We start from the raw sequence: 25,128 nt of genomic DNA on the forward strand, positions 1-25,128 counted from the left end.
GATGGGGATCCGCTTTTTCTCGGACAAGAACAGACCTGTTCACATGGGTCCGTTCCCGCTGGAACGGCTGGCGCGGCTGGATCGGATGCCTGATCTGGCGCAGGTCGAACCGATGTGTGCGCTTAGCTTTCGCAAGCCCGAGCAGCCCGAAAGCATCGTGAATGCGATGGGCGAGTTTCAGGCGATGATGGACGCAATCCGGGATGGATTTGTGAACCCCGTCGCTTCAGAAATCCCTGCCAACCCAGCAGATCGTGCCAACCATCTGAAAGCGTTTGGCTATTTCAACGATGCGTCGATGATGGGCTGCGGGCCGCTACCCGCGGAGGCGATGTTGGCTGAGCCTCGGCGCAACCCGGATATCGACCGGCTGGCACATGCGCTTAGGACGCGGCAAACCAAAACGCTGGCCTCGGGAATCGATGTGATCATGGCGGATCTAAAAGAAAGCATGGAGGCCGCGCCACACCCGATGGACCGCCATCGCCATACGCTCGTGTTTCTGTATGAGTTCAACCGCGATCCGGACCCCTCGGAGCCCGGGTCCGATTGGATCATGGATGCGCAGGATCACCGCGCCTGTTTGCTTGCCACCGAGAATGCTGTGGTCATTGCCAACTACATCCGCCTCCTGGGTTTCGATGCGCGGGCGCATACGGCGATGTCCTCTGAGGTTGATCTGGGCAAGCTGGCAGTTGCTGCGGGTCTGGCCTCGGTTGAGGATGGTGCGGTTGTGGTGCCTTGGTTGGGTAAGCGGTTCGGATTGGCCGCTGTGACCACCGAAATGGAGATCGCGCATGACCGACCCTTGCGACCGCTGGCCGAACAACCGTGGTTCCGCACGCAAGGACCTGCATGGTGGCTGGGTGCAGGCTTCGCCAAGAACGCTCTGAACCGGGATGCCTTTGCCAAGCGGCGCTATGTGGACGGGGCACATCCTTTTGAAAACCTCAAACGAGTCGAAACACCGACCACCTATATCGACGAGCAAAACGTAGCCCGGGTGCCCAAACGCGCAGACATGTTTGCGCGGGCTCAGTTCGGCGACATGGGTAAGTCGCTGCAGGACGCGACCAAGGGCGGGCATTACGTGCGCAAATCCGCCCCCAGCTTCGCCCAACGCCGCGCGCTGGGCGCATTTGTTTTGCTGCAGGACGGTGACAGCGCCGAGGCTGTACAGCCCACAGATACCGAAAGAAATGCCGCGAATATCAAGGCTGCAACCTATTTCCTTGGGGTCGATGCGGTCGGGCTCAGCCGGTGCCCCGAGTGGAGCTGGTATTCCCATGACGCCACCGGAGAAGAAATCGTTCCGCCCCATGATCAGGCGATCAGCATGATCATCGACCAGGGCTATGAGACGATGGAAGGCGCCAGCGGGGATGACTGGATCAGCGTGGCCCAATCCATGCGCGCCTATCTGCGGTTTTCACTGCTGGGGGGCGTGATCGCGCAGCAAATCCGAAATCTCGGCTACAAGGCCAAGGCGCATACGGTGATGGATGGCGAGGTGCTGCAACCACCGCTGCTGCTGTTGTCGGGGTTGGGCGAGGTCAGTCGGATCGGTGAGGTGATCCTGAACCCCTATCTTGGCCCGCGCCTGAAATCCGGTGTCGTGACAACCGACATGCCGATGACGCATGACAAACCCATCGATTTCGGCCTTCAGACGTTTTGCGAAAGCTGCAACAAATGCGCTCGGGAATGCCCTTCGGGCGCGATCACTGCCGGGCCAAAGCTGATGTTCAACGGCTATGAAATCTGGAAATCCGACAGCCAGAAATGCGCCACTTACCGTATCACCACGCCCGGGGGGGCGATGTGCGGACGATGCATGAAGACCTGCCCGTGGAATCTCGAAGGTATATTCAAGGAACGCCCGTTCCGATGGGCCGCGATGAATATTCCGCAGACCGCGCCTGCATTGGCCAAACTGGATGACGCCGTCGGTAATGGTGGTCTGAATGACACCAAGAAATGGTGGTGGGATATCGAACTGGAAGCCGACGGAGCCTATCGCCCGTCGCAGCACCCATTGAACCGGCGGGACCTACAAAAAGACCTCGATTTGAAGTACGAGGATCAGACGCTTGCTGTCTACCCCGCTCCGCTCGCACCGCACCCATGGCCCTATCCCTTCAACATGGACCGGGAAGCCGGAATTGCCGCCTATGAGGCGATGGTCACAGCTGAAGACTACAAAGCGCGCAAAGCGGCCGGCGATATGTCTGTGATCCACCGTTATCAGGTCGCAGGGGACGCCCCGGTGATGCGGGTGGAATTAACCAAGGTCGACAAGATGACCTCGGATGTCACCAAGTACGAGTTCTCAACCCTCGACGGTGCGCCCTTGCCGAAATGGACGGCGGGTGCGCATCTGGACGTGCTGGTTTCGCCCGAATTCCTGCGGCAGTACTCGATGTCGGGCGATCCCTCCGACCGCAACACTTATCAGATCGGCGTGCTGCGCGAGGATGAGGGGCGCGGCGGCTCGGCCTTGCTGCACCGCATCTTCAACGAAGGGCGCAAGGTCTTCATCTCAAAGCCGATAAACCATTTTGAGCTGGACGAGACTGCAACCAAAACCTTCCTGATGGGCGGTGGTATTGGCATCACGCCGATGATTGCTTTTGCCCACCGACTGTATGCGATGGGCAAACCGTTCGAGTTACACTATTCCGCCAGCACACGAGCAGGTGCCGGATATCTGGATGATCTGGCGGCTGTGCCATGGGCCGATCACGTGCACTATCACTTCTCGGACGAGGGCACACGGGCCGATCTGGAGGCCGTTCTGGGCGGATATCAGGACGGATGGCACGTTTATACCTGCGGCCCTGACCGCTATATGGACGGCGTCATTCACGCAGCCGAACGGCAGGGGTTTCCGGAAGGTGCACGGCATCTCGAATATTTCTCGGTGCCGGAACAGCCCGAATATGAGAACCATCCGTTCACTCTGAAATTGGCGAAATCGGGTCGGGAGTTGACTGTACCCGCTGACAAAGATGCGGCGCAGGTACTTAATGAGGCGGGCTTTCACGTGGATGTGAAATGCGCTGATGGGATCTGCGGGGTCTGCAAATGTGACGTGATTTCAGGTGAGATCGAACACCGCGATTTCGTTTTGTCCAACAAACAACGCGAAGGTGCGATCATACTGTGCCAAAGCCGGGCGGCCCGGGCAGACGGGGTGATCGAGATCGATCTGTGATTGCTCTCGATAAAACGACATTTTGAATCCCAAAAATTGGTCGTTCCAGCCATGGACGCCGCCGACTTGCTGCACTAACGTCCCCGGCGAACCCCAGTCTATCCTGATCAACAGGTGCGAGGTACTTTCATGGATTATCACAGCCCCGCCAGCTTTGCCGAGGCGTCGGCTCTGGCCGCAAATGCAACGGGCATCACTCGGTTTCTGGCAGGCGGCACCGATGTGCTGGTGCAGTTGCGCTCGGAATTGGTGACGCCCGATACGCTGATCGACATCAAGAAGATCGATGGCGTTAGCGAAATTACCCGCAATGCCGATGGCAGCTGGACGCTGGGCGTCGCCGCGACCGGCGCCGAGATGAGCGAGCACGCCGCGTTGGGCCGCGATTGGCCGGGTGTGGTCGAGGCGATGGATCTGATTGGATCGACTCAGGTACAGGGGCGTGCGACGCTGACCGGGAATCTGTGCAATGGCTCTCCGGCGGCGGACTCGGTGCCAGCGATGGTTGCGGCAGGCGTTACAGTCACCGTGACGGGCCCGGACGGCACACGAGAGGTGGCGGTCGAAGACATCCCGACGGAACCCGGCAAGACCTCACTGGCCAAAGGCGAACTGATCTCGGCGGTCAACATTCCAGCGCGTGGCGACAACGCCGGTGACGCCTATCTGCGCTTTATCCCGCGCACCGAGATGGATATCGCGGTGGTTGGTGTGGGCGTAAACTTACGACTGGATGGCGATACCATCACCGAGGCGCGCGTCTCACTGGGGGCTGCCGCACCAACCGTCTTGCTGGTTGAAGACTGCGCCAAAGCGCTGATTGGCAGCGCGTTGGATGACGCGGCGCTGGACGCGCTCGCTGCAGCGGCCTCGGCTGCCTGCAACCCCATTGATGACAAACGCGGCACTATTGCATTCCGCACCGAAGTTGCTGGCGTTCTGGCCAAGCGCGCCGCAAAAATCGCCTATGCCCGCGCAAAGGGAGAAGACGTATGAGTAAGTTCCACGTATCCACCACCGTAAATGGGGACGCGGTTGAATACCTCTGCGACCCACGCGAAACCCTGCTGGACTGTCTGCGCGACAAGCTGAACCTGACCGGCGCGAAAGAGGGCTGCGGCACCGGCGATTGCGGTGCTTGTTCGGTCAGCGTCGATGGCCGTCTTGTGTGTTCATGCCTGATGTTGGGCGTCGAGGCTGAAGGTAAGCAGATCGAAACGGTTGAAGGGATCGCGGACGGCGACGTCCTGCATCCGCTGCAAAAGAAGATGATCGAGTATGCCGCCCTGCAATGCGGCATCTGTACCCCGGGCATTCTGGTGGCGGCCAAGTCGCTGCTGGAAAAGAACCCCAATCCCACCGAAGAGGAAACCCGGTACTGGCTGGCAGGCAATCTCTGCCGCTGCACTGGCTATGACAAGATTATTCGCGCCGTGATGGATACGGCGGCTGAGATGCGGGAGGCTTCGTAATGGCACTGGACGATCGCAAATCTGACTTCACGTTTGTCGGCACCCGCCCTGACCGCCCTGACGGTCTGGACAAGGTGACGGGCCGCGCCAAGTTCGGTGCGGATATCTCAGCCCCCGGCATGTTGCATGGCGCTATCCTGCGTTCACCCCATGCCCATGCGCGGATCGTCAAGATTGATGCTTCAAAGGCCGAGGCCCACAAAGACGTCAAAGCCGTTGTTACCCGCGCCGATTTCGCCGATGTCCCCTTCAAGCCGGGGCTGGAAGGCGAATTCTGGAACGTGCTGGAAAATGTCATGGCGGGCGAAAAGGCTCTGTATGACGGCCACGCGATTGCAGCAGTTGCAGCGACATCAGCCTTGGCGGCGCGCGATGCGCTGAAGCTGATCGAGGTTGAATATGAAGTTTTGCCCCACGTCACAGATGTGGACAAGGCGATGGCACCGGACGCGCCTGTCATCCGCGAAGGTGCGGCAGATTATTCGGTGCCTGAGGGGATGCACCCCAACGTGGTGCGCTATCACGAAAGCGGCCACGGAGATGTCGAAGCCGGATTTGCCGAGGCGGATCTGGTAATTGAGGACAGCTTCGTTACCGAGGCAACCCATCAGGGTTACATTGAACCTCATGCCTGCATGGGGTCTCTGGGTACTGACGGCAAAGGTGAGCTTTGGTGCACCACCCAGGGCCATTGGATCGCACAGAAAACCTGCGCGGCGTTGCTGGGCATCGAAACCTCACAACTGCGTGTGACCGCGTCTGAGATCGGCGGCGGCTTTGGTGGTAAGACCACTGTGTTCATCGAACCGGTTGCGTTGGCGCTCAGCCGCAAGGCCAACCGCCCCGTAAAGATCGTGATGACCCGGTCCGAGGTGTTCCGTGCGACCGGCCCGACCTCATCGGCGTCGATGGACATCAAGATCGGCATGAAAAAGGACGGCACCATCACAGCAGCCGAAGGCATCTTCCGCCTGCAGGGTGGTGCCTTCCCGGGTGCACCCGGCGACATGACCGCCATGTGTGCCTTTGCGCCCTACAACCTGACCAACGTTCGCCAGGTCGGTTATGACGTGATGGCCAACCGCCCGAAACAGGCCGCTTATCGCGCGCCGGGCGCTCCGATGGGTGCGTTTGCGGTCGAGTCCGTTCTGGATGAGCTGTGCAATCAACTCGGCCTCGACCCGGTGGATGTGCGCCTAAAAAACGCCGCGCATGAAGGCACCAAAGCCAGCTATGGCCCGACCTATGAGCGTATAGGTCTTGTCGAAACGCTTGAGGCCGCCAAGGCGCATCCGCATTACTCGGCCCCTTTGAAGCCGGGGCAAGGGCGCGGCATTTCCTGTGGGTTCTGGTTCAACCATGGTGGTGAGACCTCGGTATCTCTGGCGCTGTCCGAGGACGGCTCGGCCCAAGTCATGGTCGGTACACCGGACATCGGCGGATCACGTGCGTCGATGGCTCTGATGGCAGCTGAAGTTCTGGGTATCCCCTACGAGAATATCCGCGTGACCGTCGCCGATACGGCAACGCTGGGTTACAATGACGTAAGCCATGGCAGTCGCGTGACCTATGCCTCGGGTCTGGCGACAATCAAGGCGGCGCGCCATGCGGTCGAGCAGCTATGTGCCCGCGCAGCGGCCAGTTGGGGAATTCCGGTTGATGCGGTGAAATGGGAGAACGGTTGTGCCGTGCCCTCAGGCCCCAATGCCGGTGACTTCGATCCGCGCCCGCTGGCCGATATCACCGCCCATATGGGCGCGACCGGCGGCCCGATCTCGGGCCATTTCGAGGCTACGCCGGAAGGCGCGGGTGTATCCTTTGGCACCCATATCGTGGATGCCGAGGTCGACCCGGAAACCGGCAAGACCAGCATCACCCGCTACACGGTCATTCAGGACGCGGGCAAGGCGATCCACCCGACCTATGTCGAAGGCCAGTATCAGGGCGGAGCTGCGCAGGGCATCGGCTGGGCGCTGAACGAGGAATATATCTATGGTGAGGATGGCCGCTTGCAGAACTCGATTTTCCTCGATTACCGCATCCCGGTCGCCAGCGATCTGCCGATGATCGACACGGTGATTGTCGAAGTGCCCAACCCCGGCCACCCGTTCGGTGTGCGTGGTGTGGGAGAGACCGGCATCGTGCCGCCGTTGGCCGCCATCGCCAACGCGGTCTCCAACGCGGCCGGTGTACGCCTGAAGCAACTGCCAATGTCCCCGCCGCGCATTCTTGCCGCGCTCAAGGACAATGGTTGAGGTCCACCTCTGGTCTAGCCTCCGGTCTTTGGCCGGGGGTCGCGAGGTGGTCGAGGTTGAGGCCGCCACCACGGGCGAATTGCTGCAGGAACTGGTGCGTATACATCCCCGGCTGCAGGCACCGATCGATGCTGGGGTCTCGGTGGCGTTGGACGGGCGCATCATCGCGACCGGACTGTCTGAGCCGATTCCGGAAGGTGCCGAGGTTTATCTGATGCAGCGTCTCAGGGGCGGTTGAAGGCGAAAGGTCTAATCGACCCCCTCCCTCACGCGAAATCACGGGATAGGATGAACGCGCAACACTGCTCGGTCAGATCTTGGAAGCGCGAACGCTCGCGGACATAGAGATACACTTGCCTTTTGTCGTGAAGGTCCGTGATCGGGCGGTAAGACACCGCCTCCGGCAAGAATTCGGCAACGGTTTGAGGAAGCACCGTGATCCACTCGCCCGATCGCACTAGTGTGATAAGTGAATGCGTGTTGTGAATTGTGATCTCGGCGTTTTTGATTGCCGTATGGAAAGCCGGCGTTTGAATCAGATCGCATAACATGTTTCGGACAAAGGGCGCGGTGGCCATGTCGGGGATAGTCAGCGGTTCAGCGCGTGTGATCAGAGGATGATCCGAGGCCGCGACCAATCCAAAGGAGTCCTGAAATAGCGGAATGGTTTGGATGCCGTTAAGGGCGTGATACCCGGATGCGATTCCGATATCTGCCTGATCCTGAGCGATGGCATCCAACACCTGCTGCGTGTCGGTGTCGCGCAGCTCGATCTTCACCCCGGGGGATTCGCTGCTCATGTGGTGCAATAGTGGTGGAAAGATCAACGCGCCAACCGACGGGACGGATACGATCCGGATCAATCCCTGTTCAGCCAGCGCGGCGGCCTCGATATTCTGGACAGTCTGATCGAATTGGCGCACTTGCCGCAAGCCCAGATCGAGTACCTGCTCACCCAGCGGGGAAAGCTGGTTCTTGCGCTCGCCTTCGAACAGCTTTTTGCCCAGATGGTCTTCGAGCTGCTTCAATGTCATCGAGACGGCTGATTGCGTTCGACCAAGGCGGTCGGCGGCCTCGGACAGGTTCCCGGTCTGGGCCACCGTGCAAAAGCAACGCAGCATCTCAATCTTGATTGCCAACTTCAGGTTCCTTGAAGTTTGTTTAAGTTATTTGAGTTTGACTGATGTGCATCGGAAAATCCATCCTGTGACAAACGAATTCAGACTCTGGGGCGCATTGTGACCAAACTGAACCTGATCGCTGGCGAATGGCTGGCAGGCGAAAGCGAAATCGAAAACCGCAACCCTTCTGATTTGACTGACCTGGTTGGTATGTTCGCGCAAGCCAGCAGCGACCAACTTGAAGCGACGCTGGATCAGGCGCGTATCGCGCAAGCTGAATGGGCTGCCTATGGGCTGGAACGTAAGCAGGCCGTTCTGAACGCCATCGGTAACGAGCTGATGACCCGCGCCGAGGAACTGGGCACGTTGCTCAGCCGGGAAGAGGGCAAACCGCTGGCCGAAGGTAAGGGCGAGGTCTATCGAGCGGGTCAGTTCTTTACCTACTACGCCGCTGAATGTCTTCGGCAGATTGGGGAAAACGCCGACTCCGTTCGCCCCGACATCGAGATTGACGTGCGCCGCGAAGCGGTGGGTGTTGTCGCCATTATCAGCCCGTGGAACTTTCCCACCGCGACCGCTTCTTGGAAGATTGCGCCCGCGCTGTGCTATGGCAACGCTGTGGTGTGGAAACCGGCCAACATCACGCCTGCCTCGGCTGTGGCCCTGACCGAGATCATCGAACGTCAGGACATTCCCAAGGGTCTGTTCAGCCTGGTGATGGGCTCGGGCCGTTCGATTGGCCAACGTCTGGTCGAAAGCCCCAAGGTCAACGCGATTTCCTTCACCGGTTCGGTTCCGGTCGGCAAGGGCATCGCGGCGGCGGCGATCCAGAACCTGACCAAAGTTCAGATGGAGATGGGGTCCAAGAACGCGCTGGCCGTGATGGACGACGCGGATTTGGATCTTGCGGTTTCGCTGGCATTGGGCGGCGCATTCGGCGGCACCGGTCAGAAATGCACCGCCTCGTCGCGGCTGGTGGTGCATGCAGACATCCATGATGCTTTTGTCGAGAAACTCGTCGCAGGCGCGCAGGCGATGAAAGTTGGCCACGCGCTGGAAGAAGGTGTTCAGATGGGCCCCGTCGTAAGCCAGCAGCAACTAGGCGAGAACCTCGCCTATGTCGATCTGGGTAAATCTGAAGGGGCCGAACTGGCCTGCGGCGGACAGCGCCTAAAGATGCCGCATGAGGGCTTCTACATGTCGCCGGGCGTGTTCCTGAACACCACCAACGACATGCGCATAAACCGCGAGGAAATGTTCGCGCCGCTGACCAGCGTCATCAAGGTTGGCAGCTATGACGAGGCGCTGAGTGTGGTGAACGACACCAATTTCGGCCTGACCTCGGGCATCGTGACTAAATCGCTGGCCCGTGCCACCCATTTCCGCCGCAATGCGCGAACTGGTGTGGTGACGGTGAATCTGCCTACGGCAGGCACCGATTATCACGTACCCTTTGGCGGTCGCGGCGACAGCTCGTACGGGCCGCGCGAACAAGGCAAAGCAGCGGCAGAGTTCTATACCACCGTCAAGACCGCCTATATCAGCGCAGGCCCCGTCTGATGCGTATCGACGCGCTGCAATATGTCAACTGGTCGGAGAAGATTTTCCGCCAACTGCGCGAAGGCGGCGTGGATGCGATCCACGTCACCATCGCTTATCATGAGAATTTCCGCGAAACCGTTCTGAACTTTGAAAAGTGGAATCGCTGGTTCGAGCAATACCCGGACCTGATCATGAAAGGCCGTTGGGCCAGCGACATCGACATCGCGCGCGAAACGGGGCGGACGGCTGTGTTCTTCGGGTTTCAGAACCCATCCCCGATCGAAGACGATATCGGTCTGGTTGAGGTTCTGCATGATCTGGGCGCTCGCTTCATGCAGCTGACCTATAACAACCAGTCGCTGCTGGCGACCGGCTGTTACGAGGCCGAAGACACCGGCATCACCCGCATGGGCAAGCAGGTGATCAAAGAGATGAACCGCGTGGGCCTTGTTGTCGATATGAGCCATTCGGCGGATCGGTCGACCATCGAAGCGGCGGAATTGTCCGAGCGCCCCATCGCCATCACCCATGCCAATCCGCACGAATGGTCACCCGCTTTACGCAACAAGCGCGATGCGGTGATCCGGGCGGTGACGGAAAATGGTGGGATGCTGGGCTTTTCGGTCTATCCTCATCACCTCAAGGACAAGTCCGACTGCACGTTGGAGAGTTTCTGTGAGATGATCGCCCGAACGGCTGAGAAATACGGTGCCCAGCATCTGGGGATTGGCACCGACCTGTGTCAAGATCAGCCCGACAGTGTGGTTGAATGGATGCGCGTGGGGCGCTGGACAAAACAGATCGACTATGGCGAGGGTTCGGCCTCGGCCCCCGGTTTCCCGCCCATGCCGGGCTGGTTTCGGGACAATCGCGACTTCGGCAACATCGAGTCCGGCTTGCGCGCCACTGGCATGAACTCCGACGAGGTCGCGGGGATCATGGGCGGCAACTGGTACCGCTTCTTTGCCGATAATTTTGGTCCACAAGGCACATGATGGACCAAAGCCCGCATATCGCACGCCGCGACCCGGCCACTGTGATGCGCCTGTCCCGTCTAGGATCGTTGCATCAATGCCGTCTTAGTTTTATGCGGCAATTGACCCGTCGGATGGCTGCCGAAAACTGGACATTCACCCGCCCGGTCTTCCTGATTGATGAAAAGGGCGTCGGTCACGCGGTTTACACCGCACAAGGTCCCGAACGCGCTTATTCGTTGGTGGCGTTTGCCCATGATCTGCCACCCGAGCAACGCTCGGATCGTGTGATCGCCGAGGCATGGGACGCGACCTTTGCGTTGTTTGACGGAATTCCTGACCCGGAAGACATTGAGCGGCTTTCGCAAAACGTACCTCTGCAAGAGGCCGGGCGTGTAAGCGAAAGCGAGCTGTCCTTGTCACGGGCCAACCGCTCGGTGCGTCTGTGGGCACATGTTGTGGATCGTCTTGCCACCGGTCAGCAGCCCGACCTCGAACAGATTTACAAGGTCGGTTACCTGATGCGGACAACCGCCGTCTATGGCTCGGGCAAGTTCGGCGCGGCGGATCGTGAGAGGATTGCAGACCGAGACGAAGTCAGCGCGCCATTTCAGGCCGAGATGCTTTCGGTCTACCTGACGCGGACCTTCGTGCGCGATCTGGTGCAACATATGGCCCGCACCAAGGGTGGCGACCAGACCGCAGAGTTGAACCCGGAAATCGCGCGTTGGCTGGGTATAGGCAATTCGACCGGGCTAGGTATGGCGCCTTTCATCGTCAATCACCCGATCCTGTTCAACAACTGGATCATGGTCCGGGAAGAGGCGATCTCGCGGGTTCGGTCCATTGAGACCGCAACAGAGGCAGAAGCGGCCAAGTTTCGCAACATCTTCGCCCGTAGCAGATTGTCGATCTCGTGGTGGAAGTCCGAGCATCCAATCCAGATCGAAAAGCTCGCGGCGCTGAATGCTGACTTGTGCGCAATATCGGACTATCTCGACAAGACCGATCTGACGGGCAATCAGCCTTGGGACCGCTTGATAAAGTGGTCTCAGGCTGCGCTCAGCGAAGAAGGGCAGGAGTTGTTGGCCTCACTGATCCTTGAACCCTACGGAGAACTGGTCGATGGGCTGACCAGCTGTATGGCGGACAGCAACGGTGCGGCGCATGTGATTGATGGCACGATGACCGTTGGCGCAGTGCGCGACCTGATCCGCGCCAGCTTTGGCTGGGCAATGGATCTGGACTGGTACGCGCCCGAACACTGCGCGCGCGCTTGGTATGTGTCCGAGGAAAAGCTCGAGCCCCGGCTGGGTGAGCGGTTTGACGAGCCGATTGCAGACTACGAACAGCCGCTTGCCCCGGCGCGCGACGCGGCTCTGGCCGAAAGCGCGCTTTCGGAATGGGCGGATGGTGCACCCATCGCCGAGTTCCTACTTGAACACCCTGAACACCGCCACACGATCCGTCGCGCGCAAATGAGCCGCGTCGCGCCTTACGGCGAAATTCGCGACAACACGATCAGCGCGGATGTTCTGCCGATCGACATGCTGCGTGCCAAACTCTCGTTCTTTGGCGCCACGCATTTCGATCCTCGTTCAGACCGCTGGGTACGTATCTGCATGTATGCTGGCGCGCCTTATCCCGAAGAGTTAAGCAGCAAGACTGCCGATCTGTGGGTCTATCCGGAGCTAGGATCGTGAACGTATCGCTGAATGAGGTCGAAGCCACGGCCAAACGCGCCGCGCGCGGAGCCGGATATCCATGGGGTCTGGCGGAAGAGGCGGGCAAAGCCACACGTTGGCTATGCGCGCACGGGATTGATGGCACGAAATCCCTGGCGCAATTGTTGGAGCAAGGTCTGGTGGCCTCACTCAAGAATCACCGCCCGGTTGAGATGCAGTCGGCTTGGGCGGGGCAAGGCGTGCTTTGTCCGATCATTACGGGCGCGTTGCTTTCTGATCGGTCTGACCTGCTGCACGCAGGTCCCATACGTATCCAAAACCTTGCGGTGCCTGTCTATCTGCTGCCCTTCGTAGCTTCTGCGGCGCGCGCTCAGGGTAGCGTGATCTCGCTTACGTCCGACCTGTTCTCGGCCGCAACGGATGGCGGTCATTTGGAAGCCGGGCAGGAATGGCCCGCGCTTTCTGATCACGTCCAGATCGCGCTGGGCGGCCAACTCTCCACCCCTCGACCGCAAGTGACCCGCGCAACCCCGGACCCGGACAGTTGGGACACCCTTAACCGATTTGCCCACCGCACCTATGCGCCCGCCACCGAAGAATCCCGGCTGTTGGGTGCCGGTGCGGGCCTTTCCGACAATGACTGAATGAGAGACCGACATGATCGAAACCCGTACCCTTAGCCTTGCTGAAATCGAGGATCTTTCTTTCCGTGCGTTGGTGTCCGCGGGCACCAGCGAAGAAAACGCGCGTCCATTGGCAATTGCAACCGCCGCAACCGAGGCGGACGGGGTAGCGAGCCATGGTCTGGCCTATATCCCGATCTATTGCGAACATGTTCAGTGCGGCAAGGTAGATGGGCAGGCCAACCCTCAGCTGTCCCAGCCGCGCCCCGGCGTAGTGACGGTCGACGCCGCGACCGGGTTCGCCCACACGGCGATCGACGCGGGGTTCGAGGCATTGATCGCTGCGGCGCGCACGCAGGGCGTTGCGGTGCTGGCGATCCGCAACAGCTATAACTGCGGCGTTCTGGGGTATCACACCTACCGGCTGGCGCAGGCTGGTTTTGTGGGACTTGGGTTCACCAACGCGCCCGCCTCCATCGCGCCGTCCGGTGGTGCCAAACCGGTGGTCGGAACCAACCCATTTTCAATCGCGGTCCCTGGAAACGACGGCCAACCCGCATTACTGATCGATCAAAGCGCCAGCACCATCGCCAAAAGCGAGGTCATGAAACACGCGCGCGAAGGCAAACCAATCCCGGTTGGCTGGGCGTTGGACGCAGATGGCAACCCTACGACCGACCCGAATGTTGGGCTTAAGGGTTCCATGGCCCCATCGGGTGGGTACAAGGGGGTTGGCGTTGCCCTGATGACCGAGGTTTTGGCTGCAGCGCTGACTGGTGCCACGCTTGGGATACACGCCTCACCTTTTTCGGGAACCGCCGGTGGGCCTCCGAAAACAGGCCAGTTCTTTATTGCAATTGACGCTTCTGCGACTGCGGATGACGCATTTTCTTCCAGAATTGTCGATCTTGTCGAAGCGATCCGATCTCAGAACGGCGCACATTTGCCCGGTGACGGCCGCCAGGCAAAGCGTTTGGTGGCCAAGAACGATGGTGTGGCTGTCAGTGTAGCGACCCTCGACAAAATTGAAGCTCTGCTGACGTAGGGCTCGATGGCGAAGCTCCGGGACGCTCATGAAGATCTTTCTGGAAATCAGGACACGTGCGAATAGGGAGGAAACACATGTCTATGAAGGAACCTTTTACCGATCTGGAGATCAAGCGATCTTCGGGCGGGTTTTATGAAGGGCACAGTGTTGAGATTGCCTTGCTGAGCAAGTCAATCATGGTCGCGCTGGTTATCTGGGCGCTTGTCTGGCCCGCAAATGCAAACGGAGTTCTTGGAAGCCTGAACTCGCGTCTGCTGGAAGATTTCAACGCCTTCTATATCATTATTGTCGGCTTTTTTGTCTTTTTCCTGTTTGTCGTGGCGGCGCTGCCGCAAACCGGTAAGCGGCTTATGGGCCCAGAGGGCGAAAAACCAGAATTCTCGGATTTCTCATGGTTTTCGATGATGTTTGGCGCGGGCTTGGGCGTCGGTCTCATGGTGTTCGCTACCGCTGAGCCTTTAGGGCTGTGGGGATCGAACCCGGTTGTCATCGCGGGCGATGTCGTCGGCAATAGCGAAGACGCATTGCAGTCAGGATATCGCTACACTTTCTTGCATTACGGGTTTCACGCCTGGGCGATCTATGTGGTGACCGGCCTGTCGCTGGCCTATTACGCCTACACGCGCAACATGCCCCTGACTATTCGCACCGCGCTGACACCTCTGTTCGGCAAGCTGATGAACGGCTTCCTGGGCCACGTCGTGGATGTGCTGGGCGTGGTAGCAACCATTCTGGGTGTTTCAGTTACCATCGGGTACGGGGTTTCGCAGTTCATCGACGGCCTATACGCCATTTCGGGTATGGAATGGATGATGGATCTGACCGGTGACGCACCAGCCCCCAGCACTGTTGGTCTGCTGGCTGGCCTCATTGTGATCATGGGCCTTTCGATCATCTCGGCTGTCTCTGGTGTTGGTCGTGGCGTCAAGTACCTGTCTAACCTGAACCTGGTGTTGTCGCTGATCCTGTTGCTGGTCTTTGTTGTCTTTGGGTCGTTCCTGTTCGCGATGACGACTTACGCAACTGCATTTGTCGATTACATCCAGCACTTCATTTCGCTCAGCTTTGGTGCTTTCAATCCGCAATCGGCGGCGGCGTTTGATGCTGCCCTGCCGAGTGAAGCAGCGCCGTTTGCCGATGCGCTTTATGCCGGTGCGACCAATCCTTGGGGATCGTTTGACGGGTTCAAATCTGGCCTGGAAGGCGACGCCGCCGCGCTGCCGGAATCTGTACTGGCTTCGGTCTACGCCGCAGGTGATCCGGGTCGGCAGTTTGGCTGGCAAGCGGGCTGGACCACGTTCTACTGGGCCTGGTGGATTGCGTTTTCGCCTTTCGTCGGCCTGTTCCTGGCGCGCATTTCCAAAGGACGCTCTGTGCGTGAGTTCATCATCGGTTGTGTCTTTGCCCCTGCGCTGGTCTGCTTTGCGTGGATGACCATTCTGGGTGGCACCGCGATCGATCTAGAACTGAATGGCACCGCCGAAGGCGCCATCGTCGGGGCGTCGAACACCGCCAAGCTGTTTGTCACATTGCAAGAGATGATCACCGGTGGGCTGTTGTCTGGCATCACCGTGATGTGCGTCGTCCTGATCATGACCTTCCTGGTCACCTCGGCGGACTCGGGCATTCTGGTGATGAACACCATCATGTCTGGCGGAGATCAGAACATCGGTAACAAGCACAAGATCGTCTGGGGCTTTATCCTGACAGCGGTGATTGGCGCTCTGATCCTCGCTGCGGGTGAAAACAATCCGATGGACGCCTTGCGAAATGCGATGATCATCGGTGCGCTACCCTTTACGATGGTCATGGGCCTGATGTGCATAGCGCTCGCCAAGGCGCTTTATCGCGATGGTCTGAGGCAAAAGCAGACCACAGCACCTGCGGAATAAACCTAGGCACGGGCGGTTGTGATGCAACCGCCCGCTGTCATCAGGCGCTTGCGCGCGTCAACTTCAACTCAATTCAATGAAAATGCCAGTGGCTGAGACGCCACGTGATCGTGCACCACTCGAAGCATTATGTCGGACGTGAAGATGGTGCTGCTGGAGAGAATTGAACTCTCGACCTCTCCCTTACCAAGGGAGTGCTCTACCTCTGAGCTACAGCAGCGCTGTGGGCGGGTGATTAGACTCAAACGAAACGCGGCGCAAGGGTGTCTGGACGGTTTTTTTCTACTCCTGTAGAGAAAGGCAATGGCAGACAAAAATTCACCTAAAAAACACGGCAAGTCCGGGGAAACGCGCGAAGACCGTCTAAAGGCGGCGCTAAAAGCGAATATGGCGCGGCGCAAGGCTCAGGCCAAGGCGCGGGCCACCTCCGGGGACAAAGCCGGAAAGGACGAGGGATAAGAGCAAATGGATTCGATTCTGGTAACGGGTAATGGCCCGCTGAACGGGCAGATTCCCATTGCGGGGGCCAAAAATGCGTGTCTGACGCTGATGCCCGCGACCTTGCTCAGCGAAGAACCGCTGACGTTGACCAATGCGCCGCGTTTGAGTGACATCAAGACCATGACGGCGCTGCTGCGGTCGCTGGGGGCCGAGGTGTCTTCGCTGCAGGATGGTCAGGTCATTGCGATGTCCAGCCATGACCTGAACAGCCACACGGCGGATTATGACATCGTGCGAAAAATGCGCGCTTCGAACCTGGTGTTGGGGCCGATGCTGGCGCGGCTGGGGCAGGCCGTGGTGTCGCTACCTGGTGGATGTGCCATTGGCGCGCGCCCGATGGATTTGCATGTCGAAGGGCTTGAGGCGCTGGGCGCCGAGATCGAGCTTAAAGATGGCTATCTGCACGCGAAGGCGTCGGGCGGGCTGAAAGGTGCTGTGCATGAGATGCGCTTTGCCTCGGTTGGCGCGACCGAGAACATCGTCATGGCCGCCACGCTGGCCAAGGGCACCACGGTGCTGAAAAACGCCGCGCGCGAGCCCGAGATTGTCGATCTGGTCGAATGCTTGCGCAAGATGGGCGCTCAGATTTCGGGTGAGGGGACCTCGACCATCGAAATTCAGGGTGTCGATCGTCTGCACGGCGCGACCCATCAGGTGGTGACCGACCGGATTGAGCTGGGCACTTATATGCTGGCCCCGGCGATCTGCGGGGGCGAGGTTGAGCTGCTGGGCGGGCGCATGTCGCTGGTCGAATCCTTCGCCGCCAAGCTGGATGCGGCGGGGATCAGTGTTTCTGAAACCGACAAGGGGCTGAAAGTTTCTCGTAAGAACGGGCGTGTGACCTCGGTCGATGTGGTCACCGAACCCTTCCCCGGCTTCCCGACCGATCTGCAGGCGCAGATGATGGCGCTGATGTGTACTGCCGAAGGTGTGTCCGTGCTTGAAGAGCGTATTTTCGAGAATCGCTTTATGCATGCGCCTGAACTGGTGCGCATGGGCGCGAATATCGAGGTACATGGCGGCACGGCCACCGTAACCGGGGTCGAACGATTGAAAGGCGCTCCGGTGATGGCGACAGACCTGAGGGCCTCAGTCTCGCTGATCCTTGCCGGAATGGCGGCGGAAGGTGAGACGGTTGTCAGCCGGGTCTATCATTTGGACCGCGGATATGAACATGTGGTGCGCAAGCTGGAAGGCGTGGGCGCAAAGATCGAACGGATTAAAGGTCAATGACAGACGCGAGTTTCAAAGACGGCCGCGAGGCACCGCTGAACCTTGGAGCCGAAGATGCCGATGACCTGCAGGTGATTGCGACCCTGACGCAGGATGCGGTTTTCCCGGTGACCGAGATGACATGGCAACCCGGCCAGCGCCGCTTTGCGCTGCTGCTCAATCGCTTTCGTTGGGAAGACAAGGATGCCGCTGCCCGGCGCGGTCGCGCCTACGAGCGGGTGCAGGCCGTTTTGATGTTCGGCTCGGTTCTGTCGGTAGCCAGTCAGGGCATCGACCGCAGCGACAAGGACATGATCCTGTCTCTGCTCTCGGTCGAATTCGAGCCAAGCGAGGATGGTGCGGGGCAAATCCTGTTGACCTTGGCAGGCGACGGCGCGATCCGCCTGTCGGTTGAGGCCATCGATGCAACGCTCAAGGATGTGACGCGTCCCTACAAGGCGCCTTCTGGACAAGCGCCCCATCACCCCGAGTGAAGAATAAACGTGGCATCGCTCAGGCCTTCCCGAATCCGCCACGCGGCATCGCGGTGCGGCGGGCAACCGTGTTTGATGTATTCGACATCAGCCGTGTTCTGATCCGATCGATCCGTGACCTCTGTCGGGCGGATCATCTGGATAATCCCGAAAACCTTTCCCGCTGGTCTGCCAATAAGGATCCGGCTTCGGTCCGAAACTGGATCGATAGTGGAGCAATCCTTTGGGTCGCTACGCAAGTGGGAGTGGTTACTGCAGTGGGCGGTCTAAGTGGCGAGGGTGAGATATCTCTGCTCTATGTCGATCCCGATCACGCAGGGCGCGGACTCGGAACAGCGCTGCTGCATCGGTTGGAAGAGGAACTGCAGACACGTGGCGTCGCTGAGGCGCATCTGCACGCAACCAAAACGGCACATTCGTTCTATCTGGCGCACGGCTGGCATGATGTCGGCGACCCGACGGAATGGCACGGCATTCCCCAATTCCCAATGCGCAAATCGCTGCACCCAGTGGCCTAAGGGTTGAGGCCACCCGGCCCGGGCGATAAGACCCGTTGAAACGCTTCCGGAGTCTCTCACATGCCCGTTTTCCTCGATACGACCTCCGCCGATTTCGAACCTGCATTTCAGGCGCTGTTGTCCGCCAAGCGCGAGGACAGCCCCGACGTGGATGCGGTTGTGTCGCAGATCATCGATGATGTGCGGACCCGTGGTGATGCTTCGGTGATCGAACTTACCGCGAAATTCGACCGGCTGGAGCTGACGCCCGAGACCATGGCCTTTTCATCCAATGAGATCGCCGAGGCCGTCGCGCAGGTCACGCCACAGGACCGCGCCGCGTTGGAACTGGCTGCAGAACGCATTCGTGCATATCACGAAAAGCAGATGCCCGAGGATCATCAGTGGACCGATGAGGCAGGCGCAACACTCGGCTGGCGCTGGTCGGCGGTGTCGGCTGCGGGGCTTTATGTGCCGGGCGGATTGGCTTCATACCCGTCGTCGGTTTTGATGAACGCAATACCTGCGAAGGTGGCGGGCGTAGACCGGTTGGCCATTGTCGTCCCCACACCCGAGGGTCAGGCAAACCCGCTGGTCCTGCTGGCGGCACAACTGTCGGGCGTGGATGAGATTTATCGCATCGGCGGCGCTCAAGCTGTGGCCGCTTTGGCCTATGGCACCGATACGATTGCGCCGGTGGACAAGATCACCGGGCCGGGCAATGCTTTTGTCGCCGCTGCCAAACGTCGGGTTTTTGGCAAGGTCGGCATCGATATGATCGCGGGCCCCTCGGAGATTCTGGTAATCGCCGACAAGGATAATGACCCCGACTGGATCGCGCTGGACCTGCTCAGCCAGGCCGAGCATGACGAAAGCGCCCAGTCCATTTTGATCACGGATGACGCAGAATTTGGTCAAGCCGTGACGCAAGCGGTGGAAAAACGTCTTGAGACCCTGCAACGCCGCGCCATCGCCCGGGCCAGCTGGCGCGACTTTGGTGCCGTAATCACTGTGCGCGACCTGGGCGAGGCTGCCGCGCTGTCCAACCGCATCGCGCCTGAACATCTGGAACTCTGCGTGGCCGACCCGGTGGGGTTAAGCCAGCAAACGATCCATGCCGGTGCCATTTTCCTGGGCCAGTACACGCCCGAAGCCATTGGCGATTATGTCGGCGGCCCCAATCACGTGCTGCCCACAGCGCGTTCGGCGCGCTTTTCGTCTGGCCTTAGCGTGATGGATTTTCTCAAACGCACAACGCTCAGCCATATGACACCCGAAGCTTTGCGCGCTATCGGCCCGGCGGCTGAAACGCTTGCGCAATCCGAAAGCCTCGAAGCGCATGGCCTGTCCGTTTCGGCGCGCTTTAACCGGCTGAATGGCTGAAGTGACGCAATGACTTGGCACGCATGGCGCTTCTGTACGTTGCTCAATGAAAATCGTTGTTATAGGTCTGTGCAGACGCAAGGATTGTGACCGTTAAGATGACCCGTATTTCGCATATCGAACTGGACGACCGAAATCTGCCCCCGCCGACACCTGAGATCGAGCAGGAGCGGAAGGTCGCCATATATGATTTGCTTGAAGATAACTCGTTCACGCTGCCAGCGCGCGACGATCGGATGATCCCCGACGGGCCCTACCATGTGCAGCTATCAATCCGTGATAAGCGACTGGTTTTCGATATCGCCACCGAAGCCAGCGAGAAGGCGGCGGAGTTTCATCTGTCGCTTGGTCCATTTCGGCAGGTCGTAAAAGACTATTTTCAGATCTGCGAGAGCTATTTCGATGCGGTGAAAACACTGCCGCCCAGCCAGATCGAAACGATCGATATGGCTCGGCGCGGCATCCACAACGAAGGCAGCCGCGTATTACAGGAAAGGCTGGAAGGCAAAGCTGAGGTTGATACTGATACTGCCCGCCGCCTCTTTACGCTCATCTGCGTCCTTCATTTTGGAGGCTAACGGGTGACGCCTCTGCCGCAGTCCATTCTGTTCTGTTGCGACCACAATTCGGTTCGGTCACCCATGGCCGAAGGCATCATGAAGAAGTTTTACGGCACCGGCACCTATGTGCAATCCGCCGGTGTGCATAACGATCTTGAGATCGATGGGTTCTGCATCGCAGCCTGTCAGGAGATTGGCGTTGAGCTGTCCCGTCACCGCTCGCGTTCTTTTGACGAAATGGAGCAATGGGGCGATGACCTCAGTTCATTTGATCTGATCGTGGCCCTGTCACCCGCCAGCCAGCGAAAAGCGCTGGAACTGACGCGTTTTTTTCACCTCGATGTCGATTATTGGCCAATTATGGACCCTACCGGACTAGGTGAAACCCGCGAGGACAAGCTACGTCATTATCGACAAACCCGAGATCAGATCATCGCGCATCTGAAAGACCGCTGGGGTGAACCGACGGAGTGACCATGAACCCGACCGTGAAAACTTATTTTGATGCCTTCAATGCCGGTGACGTGGATGGCATGTTGGCCTGCCTGTCGGATGACGTGGCCCATCATGTCAACGAAGGTCAGATTCGCGTCGGCAAAGAGAAATTTGCCGCCTTCTGCGCGCATATGAACCGCTGCTACCGCGAGAACCTGACGGATATCGTGATCTTCGAGGCCGAAGGCGGTACCCGTGCCGCGGCTGAGTTCATCGTCAACGGAACCTATCTGGAAACTGATGAAGGTCTGCCAGAAGCGTATGGGCAGACCTACCGCTTGCCTGCGGGTTCGTTTTTTGACCTTAACGACGGGAAGATCACCCGCGTGACCACGTTCTACAACCTTGCGGACTGGACCAAACAGGTCTCGAATGGCTGAGATTTCGCAGGTCCGCGCAATGACCGGATCGACATTGGTCGACGCGTTGGATGAAGTCGCGCGCCTGCGGATCGACGTATTTCACGCCTGGCCATATCTCTATGATGGCGATCTGGAGTATGAGCGGAAATACCTGCAGTCTTACGTCGATAGCGCCAGGGCCATCGTTGTCGGAGCGTTCGACGGTGATACTTTGGTGGGTGCTTCGACGGGTGCGCCCTTGACGGATCACGCCGACGATTTCGCGGCCGCGTTCGAAGGCTCGGGCCTGTCGCTGGGCGATATCTTCTATTGCGCAGAATCGGTTCTGCTGCCTGAGTATCGCGGGCAGGGCGCAGGCCATACGTTCTTTGATCTGCGCGAAGCCCACGCCCATGCGATGGGATTCACCAAAAGCGCCTTCTGCAGTGTAGTACGCCCTGACGACCACCCCATGCGACCAGATCATTACCGCCCGTTGGATGCCTTCTGGCGCGCGCGGGGATATGCGCCACTTCCTGGCGTCGTGGCGCAATTCTCGTGGAAGGATCGAGGCGACGATTGCGAAACCCAAAAGCCGCTTCAATTCTGGATTCTGGATTCGGGATTTATAAGCCATCCATGCGCATCACGCCGGGTGTTTGAAACGGGTTGTGGCATTGTGAGTTGGCGATGACATGTGCGGCCGAATTTGCCTGAAACACCCTGTGATTGTATAGTTTCACTTATTCAATTGCGCGTTTTCATGGGGAAATTTGATGAAGTCCGTTTTCAATCGCCTGATTCCGGCCTTGGTGCCGCTGACTTTGATCACCGGTTGTGCCTACGAGAACAGGGCCTTTAATGCCGAGCAAACCGTGCTGTCGAATACATCGGGAGACGTTATCCAGCACGCTTTAGGGATCGGGGGTGCGTTTGAAACGGCACCAAAAACATTTCAGTCCACAAGCCTGTTGCTTGAACGCGGTCCTATTCGTACGTCGTATTATGCGCTGCAACTTTCAGATGCCTACAAAAGGCTGGGCGACGAAGCAGCGCGCAATCGGGACCTGACAGCGGCGGCACTGATCACTGTAGCAGGCGGTGCCGCGCTTGGAAGTGCGGCCTCGATCTCAGGGAAAGACTTGGCCTTGGTCTTGGCCGGTGGAGCTTTGATCAATGAAGGCGTTAAATACGTAAACCCTAACAGCGCGGCGCAGGCTTTCTACGTGGCATCCGAGTCAATGGCGTGCGCAAGCGCTGCGATTGCCGCCCATGTACCTGTGGACACTCCACCCGACATTCGTGTGTCTTCTCTGACCCTTTGGTACATTCGAAAAATTGAGGTTTTGCTGCGCGCGGGATTGAAGCGGGACGTACCGGATTGGAACACGTTGCTCAAAAACCTTGGTTTGACGAGGCAAGGAGCCAATGAGGTGGACGCTCTGCGAGCTGGAGACATAAACCTCAGTGCATTGGAAGTAGACTTGGAAAAGTGCCTGAGGCGAGAACCGGTCGAGAAAGGCAAAGCCAAGACTTAGTACGTCGTGCGGGAGACTTTTCCGTAGAACAAAAAAATACGCCTCTGTTTTTGACCTCAATCCGAAAACTGCCGCCGTTTTGCTGCGCGGATCTCGCGAGCTTGTTGTTCTTGTCCAACGCGAAATGAATCCTCGACGAAATCCATATGCGTGCGTGCGGCGGTTTCTGCGCGGTCCGGGTCGCCATCGATGATGGCCTGCGCGATTGCCTTGTGCTGATCTAGCAGTGCTTCACCCGTGCCGTCCATCGAGCGCAGGAAGCGGCGGTTGTAGAACACGCCTTGGCGCGTGAGGTCATAGATGGATGCCATCATGTGGATAAGGGTCGTGTTTTGGCTCGCATCGACAACGGCGGCGTGCAGTCGAAAATCAGCCTCTTCACTGGCATCCTGATCGTCATTCTCCCAGGCTCGCTGCATTTCATCGATGATTTCTGCAATCCGTTCCTTGTCGGACTGTGTGGCGCGCTGTGCGGCGAGGCGGCTGGCAAAGGCCTCTTGCTCGCGCCGGTATTCAAGATAATCGTAGAAAGCACTGCCGTGCCGGGCATAGAGAGACAGAAGGGCGGGCGACATGGCACGACCGGTCAGTGGGGCGATAAAGGTGCCCTCGCCATGTCGCACGGTCACCAAGCCGCGATTTTCGAGGATTTGGAGTGCTTCGCGCAGCTTGGGGCGTGAAACGCCTAGGGCTTCCGCAAGCTCCCGTTCAGACGGGATTTTGCGACCCTCTTTCAGGATTCCATCAACAATCATTGTCTCGATTTGTGCGACGACCGCATCGGCAATTGATTCGTGACCAACGGGATCAAAGAGGCTGTTCGTGCTCATAATTCCTGTCCGGTAGTTAGATTAGAGATCGTCGAAGTTGTTTATAATATTTACCACTAGCTTTCGACATTGCAAGAAAAACTACCCAAAAATACGGATACTCGCTGCGCGTATAAGCGTTTGTTTTTATTGAGTGTCACAAAATTATTCGAAAATTCCGGGTTATGAAAGGTCAATCTTGGTTATGAGCCACATCACAACGGCGTAGCCATATTGGTAAATAAAATTGTTGACTGAATGACAAGGTAAACAATATTTACCACTTAAGCCGTGCTCGCGGCGAGAGTGACAGCCAGACCACCGGCTGATCTTTACCTTGGAGGAGAACCCATGAAGACCACCCTGACATCGCTTGCCGTTGCGGCCTCGCTGCTGGCAGCCCCGGTTGCCCACGCGGCGGATAAGATGCTGCTAAAAACCCCAATCGCGTTTTCAACCGCTCTACCGGGCCTCGGCTCGCCGATCCCGCGCGTGGCCGAACAGCTGGACCTGATGTCCGGCGGCACGCTGAAGATGAAGGTTTACGAACCGGGCAAGCTGGTCCCGCCGTTTGAAATTCTGGATGCGGTGTCTTCAGGCAAGATCAATTCGGGCTATACCACCGCCGGCTACTGGGCGGGTAAGATCCCGGCTGCACCGTTGTTCTCGGCCGTTCCGTTTGGCCCTGAGGCGGGTGAATACATGGCGTGGCTGTACTATGGCAACGGCATGAGCTTGTATCAGGAGATGTATGATCAGGCCGGTTTCAACGTCCATGTCATTCCCTGCGCCATTATCGCTCCCGAAACCTCGGGCTGGTTCGCGAATGAGATCAACAGCCCCGAAGACCTGAACGGCCTGAAGATGCGCTTTTTCGGTCTGGGCGGTGAAGTGATGCAGAAGCTGGGTGTGGCGACGTCACTGCTGCCCGGCGGCGAAATCTTCCCGGCACTGGAAAAAGGCGCGATCGACGCGACCGAATTCTCGATGCCTGCCATCGACGCACGCCTCGGTTTCCACAAGTTGGTCAAGTACAACTATTTCCCCGGCTGGCACCAGCAAGCGACGGTGTTTGAACTGATGATCAACAAGGACGTCTGGAACGAAGCCAGCGATCAGCACAAAGCGATCATCGAAAATGCCTGTAAGGCTTCGATGGCTGACAGCTTTGCCGAAGGTGAGGCGATCCAACACGCTGCGCTGCTGGACAACGTTGAAAACAATGGTGTTCAGATCAAGCAGTGGAACGACGAGATGCTGTCGACCTTCCGCGCGACCTGGGAAGAGGTTGCCGCAGAACAGGCCGCCAACGACGAATTCTTTGCCAAGGTTCTGGCCGACATGAACGAATTCCGTGACGGTTATGCGGTCTGGAAAGAGAACGCATTCCTCCCCCGCAAGTAAATTTGCCACTTGCGATTGTCCGGGGGCGGCTTCCTTCCGCCGCCCTCGGACCCTTCTGATTTTCTTTA

At 58.6% G+C, this 25,128-nt stretch carries 24 protein-coding genes and 1 tRNA gene; 22 read left to right on the forward strand and 3 right to left on the reverse strand.

Annotated elements, in window-relative coordinates; all coding sequences use genetic code 11:
• Nucleotide 1 precedes the first annotated feature (1 nt).
• From ACR0MP_RS16470 to ACR0MP_RS16490, 5 genes are all read left to right on the forward strand, one after another.
• Entirely contained in the window at nucleotides 2-3,214 is a 3,213-nt protein-coding gene (locus tag ACR0MP_RS16470; RefSeq protein WP_480887232.1) for a reductive dehalogenase, read from the forward strand.
• 129 nt (nucleotides 3,215-3,343) lie between these two features.
• On the forward strand, nucleotides 3,344-4,210 hold the full coding sequence (locus ACR0MP_RS16475) for an FAD binding domain-containing protein (RefSeq protein WP_480887230.1): 867 nt from the start codon (nucleotides 3,344-3,346) through the stop codon (nucleotides 4,208-4,210).
• A complete protein-coding gene (locus ACR0MP_RS16480) occupies nucleotides 4,207-4,686 on the forward strand; it encodes a (2Fe-2S)-binding protein (RefSeq protein ID WP_170408211.1) in 480 nt (159 codons plus the stop codon). The genes ACR0MP_RS16475 and ACR0MP_RS16480 overlap by 4 nt, the downstream gene beginning before the upstream one ends.
• A complete protein-coding gene (locus tag ACR0MP_RS16485) occupies nucleotides 4,686-6,941 on the forward strand; it encodes a xanthine dehydrogenase family protein molybdopterin-binding subunit (RefSeq protein WP_170408212.1) in 2,256 nt (751 codons plus the stop codon). The genes ACR0MP_RS16480 and ACR0MP_RS16485 overlap by 1 nt, the downstream gene beginning before the upstream one ends.
• On the forward strand, nucleotides 6,934-7,179 hold the full coding sequence (locus ACR0MP_RS16490) for a MoaD/ThiS family protein (RefSeq protein ID WP_480887229.1): 246 nt from the start codon (nucleotides 6,934-6,936) through the stop codon (nucleotides 7,177-7,179). Before ACR0MP_RS16485 ends, ACR0MP_RS16490 begins: the two co-directional genes overlap by 8 nt.
• Before the next feature lie 28 nt (nucleotides 7,180-7,207).
• Here the strand turns inward: ACR0MP_RS16490 and ACR0MP_RS16495 are convergent, their stop codons facing one another.
• Nucleotides 7,208-8,080, reverse strand: coding sequence for a LysR family transcriptional regulator (locus ACR0MP_RS16495; protein ID WP_170408214.1), 873 nt, complete (start codon nucleotides 8,078-8,080; stop codon nucleotides 7,208-7,210).
• Between the two features lie 99 nt (nucleotides 8,081-8,179).
• Here ACR0MP_RS16495 and ACR0MP_RS16500 point away from each other — a divergent pair, with 99 nt between their 5' ends.
• The 6 genes from ACR0MP_RS16500 to ACR0MP_RS16525 all read left to right on the forward strand — a co-directional run bounded on the left by ACR0MP_RS16500 (nucleotide 8,180) and on the right by ACR0MP_RS16525 (nucleotide 15,826).
• A complete protein-coding gene (locus ACR0MP_RS16500; protein WP_170737030.1) occupies nucleotides 8,180-9,622 on the forward strand; it encodes an aldehyde dehydrogenase family protein in 1,443 nt (480 codons plus the stop codon).
• Nucleotides 9,622-10,599 (forward strand): membrane dipeptidase, encoded by a 978-nt coding sequence (locus tag ACR0MP_RS16505; RefSeq protein WP_170408216.1) that lies wholly within the window; start codon nucleotides 9,622-9,624, stop codon nucleotides 10,597-10,599. Before ACR0MP_RS16500 ends, ACR0MP_RS16505 begins: the two co-directional genes overlap by 1 nt.
• Nucleotides 10,599-12,281: a hypothetical protein gene (locus ACR0MP_RS16510; protein WP_480887339.1), complete on the forward strand. Its 1,683-nt coding sequence runs from the start codon at nucleotides 10,599-10,601 to the stop codon at nucleotides 12,279-12,281. The genes ACR0MP_RS16505 and ACR0MP_RS16510 overlap by 1 nt, the downstream gene beginning before the upstream one ends.
• Nucleotides 12,278-12,907, forward strand: a complete 630-nt coding sequence (locus tag ACR0MP_RS16515; protein WP_480887227.1) for a DUF3726 domain-containing protein — start codon at nucleotides 12,278-12,280, stop codon at nucleotides 12,905-12,907. Before ACR0MP_RS16510 ends, ACR0MP_RS16515 begins: the two co-directional genes overlap by 4 nt.
• Nucleotides 12,908-12,920: 13 nt before the next feature.
• Nucleotides 12,921-13,931 (forward strand): Ldh family oxidoreductase, encoded by a 1,011-nt coding sequence (locus ACR0MP_RS16520; RefSeq protein ID WP_170408219.1) that lies wholly within the window; start codon nucleotides 12,921-12,923, stop codon nucleotides 13,929-13,931.
• A gap of 77 nt (nucleotides 13,932-14,008) precedes the next feature.
• Entirely contained in the window at nucleotides 14,009-15,826 is a 1,818-nt protein-coding gene (locus ACR0MP_RS16525) for a BCCT family transporter (protein ID WP_480887224.1), read from the forward strand.
• Nucleotides 15,827-15,971: 145 nt separating this feature from the next.
• On the opposite strand, the gene ACR0MP_RS16530 is transcribed toward ACR0MP_RS16525, so the two are convergent.
• Nucleotides 15,972-16,046: transfer RNA gene (locus ACR0MP_RS16530), tRNA-Thr, on the reverse strand.
• An 83-nt stretch (nucleotides 16,047-16,129) separates the two neighbouring features.
• Between ACR0MP_RS16530 and ACR0MP_RS16535 the strand changes: the two genes are divergently transcribed.
• The 10 genes from ACR0MP_RS16535 (at nucleotide 16,130) to ACR0MP_RS16580 (ending at nucleotide 22,847) form a co-directional block, all read left to right on the forward strand.
• The gene (locus ACR0MP_RS16535; protein ID WP_170425679.1) at nucleotides 16,130-16,285 is read left to right on the forward strand and encodes a hypothetical protein; all 156 of its coding nucleotides are present in this window, start codon (nucleotides 16,130-16,132) and stop codon (nucleotides 16,283-16,285) included.
• A gap of 6 nt (nucleotides 16,286-16,291) precedes the next feature.
• A complete protein-coding gene (murA, locus tag ACR0MP_RS16540) occupies nucleotides 16,292-17,560 on the forward strand; it encodes a UDP-N-acetylglucosamine 1-carboxyvinyltransferase (protein WP_170398447.1) in 1,269 nt (422 codons plus the stop codon).
• Nucleotides 17,557-18,033: a DUF2948 family protein gene (locus tag ACR0MP_RS16545; protein ID WP_170408222.1), complete on the forward strand. Its 477-nt coding sequence runs from the start codon at nucleotides 17,557-17,559 to the stop codon at nucleotides 18,031-18,033. The genes murA and ACR0MP_RS16545 overlap by 4 nt, the downstream gene beginning before the upstream one ends.
• Nucleotides 18,030-18,551, forward strand: a complete 522-nt coding sequence (locus ACR0MP_RS16550) for a GNAT family N-acetyltransferase (RefSeq protein ID WP_170408223.1) — start codon at nucleotides 18,030-18,032, stop codon at nucleotides 18,549-18,551. The genes ACR0MP_RS16545 and ACR0MP_RS16550 overlap by 4 nt, the downstream gene beginning before the upstream one ends.
• 60 nt (nucleotides 18,552-18,611) lie before the next feature.
• Nucleotides 18,612-19,913 (forward strand): histidinol dehydrogenase, encoded by a 1,302-nt coding sequence (hisD, locus tag ACR0MP_RS16555; protein ID WP_480887222.1) that lies wholly within the window; start codon nucleotides 18,612-18,614, stop codon nucleotides 19,911-19,913.
• A gap of 98 nt (nucleotides 19,914-20,011) precedes the next feature.
• Nucleotides 20,012-20,491, forward strand: coding sequence for a UPF0262 family protein (locus ACR0MP_RS16560; protein ID WP_170398457.1), 480 nt, complete (start codon nucleotides 20,012-20,014; stop codon nucleotides 20,489-20,491).
• A gap of 3 nt (nucleotides 20,492-20,494) precedes the next feature.
• On the forward strand, nucleotides 20,495-20,947 hold the full coding sequence (locus tag ACR0MP_RS16565) for an arsenate-mycothiol transferase ArsC (RefSeq protein WP_170398460.1): 453 nt from the start codon (nucleotides 20,495-20,497) through the stop codon (nucleotides 20,945-20,947).
• A gap of 2 nt (nucleotides 20,948-20,949) precedes the next feature.
• Nucleotides 20,950-21,348 (forward strand): ketosteroid isomerase-related protein, encoded by a 399-nt coding sequence (locus ACR0MP_RS16570; protein WP_170398462.1) that lies wholly within the window; start codon nucleotides 20,950-20,952, stop codon nucleotides 21,346-21,348.
• Nucleotides 21,341-22,003 carry a GNAT family N-acetyltransferase gene (locus ACR0MP_RS16575; RefSeq protein ID WP_480887220.1) on the forward strand — a complete coding sequence of 221 codons (663 nt, stop codon included), beginning with the start codon at nucleotides 21,341-21,343 and terminating at the stop codon, nucleotides 22,001-22,003. The genes ACR0MP_RS16570 and ACR0MP_RS16575 overlap by 8 nt, the downstream gene beginning before the upstream one ends.
• Nucleotides 22,004-22,085: 82 nt before the next feature.
• The gene (locus ACR0MP_RS16580) at nucleotides 22,086-22,847 is read left to right on the forward strand and encodes a hypothetical protein (protein ID WP_480563079.1); all 762 of its coding nucleotides are present in this window, start codon (nucleotides 22,086-22,088) and stop codon (nucleotides 22,845-22,847) included.
• 56 nt (nucleotides 22,848-22,903) lie between these two features.
• Here ACR0MP_RS16580 and ACR0MP_RS16585 read toward each other — a convergent pair whose 3' ends face one another.
• Nucleotides 22,904-23,677 (reverse strand): FadR/GntR family transcriptional regulator, encoded by a 774-nt coding sequence (locus ACR0MP_RS16585; protein ID WP_170408227.1) that lies wholly within the window; start codon nucleotides 23,675-23,677, stop codon nucleotides 22,904-22,906.
• A 330-nt stretch (nucleotides 23,678-24,007) separates the two neighbouring features.
• On the opposite strand from ACR0MP_RS16585, the gene ACR0MP_RS16590 reads away from it, so the two are divergent.
• Complete coding sequence (locus ACR0MP_RS16590; RefSeq protein WP_170398473.1) at nucleotides 24,008-25,060, forward strand: TRAP transporter substrate-binding protein; 1,053 nt, start codon at nucleotides 24,008-24,010, stop codon at nucleotides 25,058-25,060.
• Nucleotides 25,061-25,128 lie beyond the last annotated feature (68 nt).

It is taken from the genome of Ruegeria sp. K3 (assembly GCF_056531845.1).

Bases quoted from the DNA above. Each gene is read 5' to 3' on its own strand.
- ACR0MP_RS16490 (WP_480887229.1), top strand. From the start codon at position 6,934: ATGGTTGAGGTCCACCTCTGGTCTAGCCTCCGGTCTTTGGCCGGGGGT.
- ACR0MP_RS16510 (WP_480887339.1), top strand. From the start codon at position 10,599: ATGGACCAAAGCCCGCATATCGCACGCCGCGACCCGGCCACTGTGATG.
- ACR0MP_RS16505 (WP_170408216.1), top strand. From the start codon at position 9,622: ATGCGTATCGACGCGCTGCAATATGTCAACTGGTCGGAGAAGATTTTC.
- ACR0MP_RS16520 (WP_170408219.1), top strand. From the start codon at position 12,921: ATGATCGAAACCCGTACCCTTAGCCTTGCTGAAATCGAGGATCTTTCT.
- ACR0MP_RS16560 (WP_170398457.1), top strand. From the start codon at position 20,012: ATGACCCGTATTTCGCATATCGAACTGGACGACCGAAATCTGCCCCCG.
- ACR0MP_RS16575 (WP_480887220.1), top strand. From the start codon at position 21,341: ATGGCTGAGATTTCGCAGGTCCGCGCAATGACCGGATCGACATTGGTC.
- ACR0MP_RS16480 (WP_170408211.1), top strand. From the start codon at position 4,207: ATGAGTAAGTTCCACGTATCCACCACCGTAAATGGGGACGCGGTTGAA.
- ACR0MP_RS16570 (WP_170398462.1), top strand. From the start codon at position 20,950: ATGAACCCGACCGTGAAAACTTATTTTGATGCCTTCAATGCCGGTGAC.
- ACR0MP_RS16485 (WP_170408212.1), top strand. From the start codon at position 4,686: ATGGCACTGGACGATCGCAAATCTGACTTCACGTTTGTCGGCACCCGC.
- ACR0MP_RS16525 (WP_480887224.1), top strand. From the start codon at position 14,009: ATGTCTATGAAGGAACCTTTTACCGATCTGGAGATCAAGCGATCTTCG.
- ACR0MP_RS16545 (WP_170408222.1), top strand. From the start codon at position 17,557: ATGACAGACGCGAGTTTCAAAGACGGCCGCGAGGCACCGCTGAACCTT.
- ACR0MP_RS16475 (WP_480887230.1), top strand. From the start codon at position 3,344: ATGGATTATCACAGCCCCGCCAGCTTTGCCGAGGCGTCGGCTCTGGCC.
- ACR0MP_RS16535 (WP_170425679.1), top strand. From the start codon at position 16,130: ATGGCAGACAAAAATTCACCTAAAAAACACGGCAAGTCCGGGGAAACG.
- murA (WP_170398447.1), top strand. From the start codon at position 16,292: ATGGATTCGATTCTGGTAACGGGTAATGGCCCGCTGAACGGGCAGATT.
- hisD (WP_480887222.1), top strand. From the start codon at position 18,612: ATGCCCGTTTTCCTCGATACGACCTCCGCCGATTTCGAACCTGCATTT.
- ACR0MP_RS16590 (WP_170398473.1), top strand. From the start codon at position 24,008: ATGAAGACCACCCTGACATCGCTTGCCGTTGCGGCCTCGCTGCTGGCA.
- ACR0MP_RS16470 (WP_480887232.1), top strand. From the start codon at position 2: ATGGGGATCCGCTTTTTCTCGGACAAGAACAGACCTGTTCACATGGGT.
- ACR0MP_RS16580 (WP_480563079.1), top strand. From the start codon at position 22,086: ATGAAGTCCGTTTTCAATCGCCTGATTCCGGCCTTGGTGCCGCTGACT.
- ACR0MP_RS16585 (WP_170408227.1), bottom strand. From the start codon at position 23,677: ATGAGCACGAACAGCCTCTTTGATCCCGTTGGTCACGAATCAATTGCC.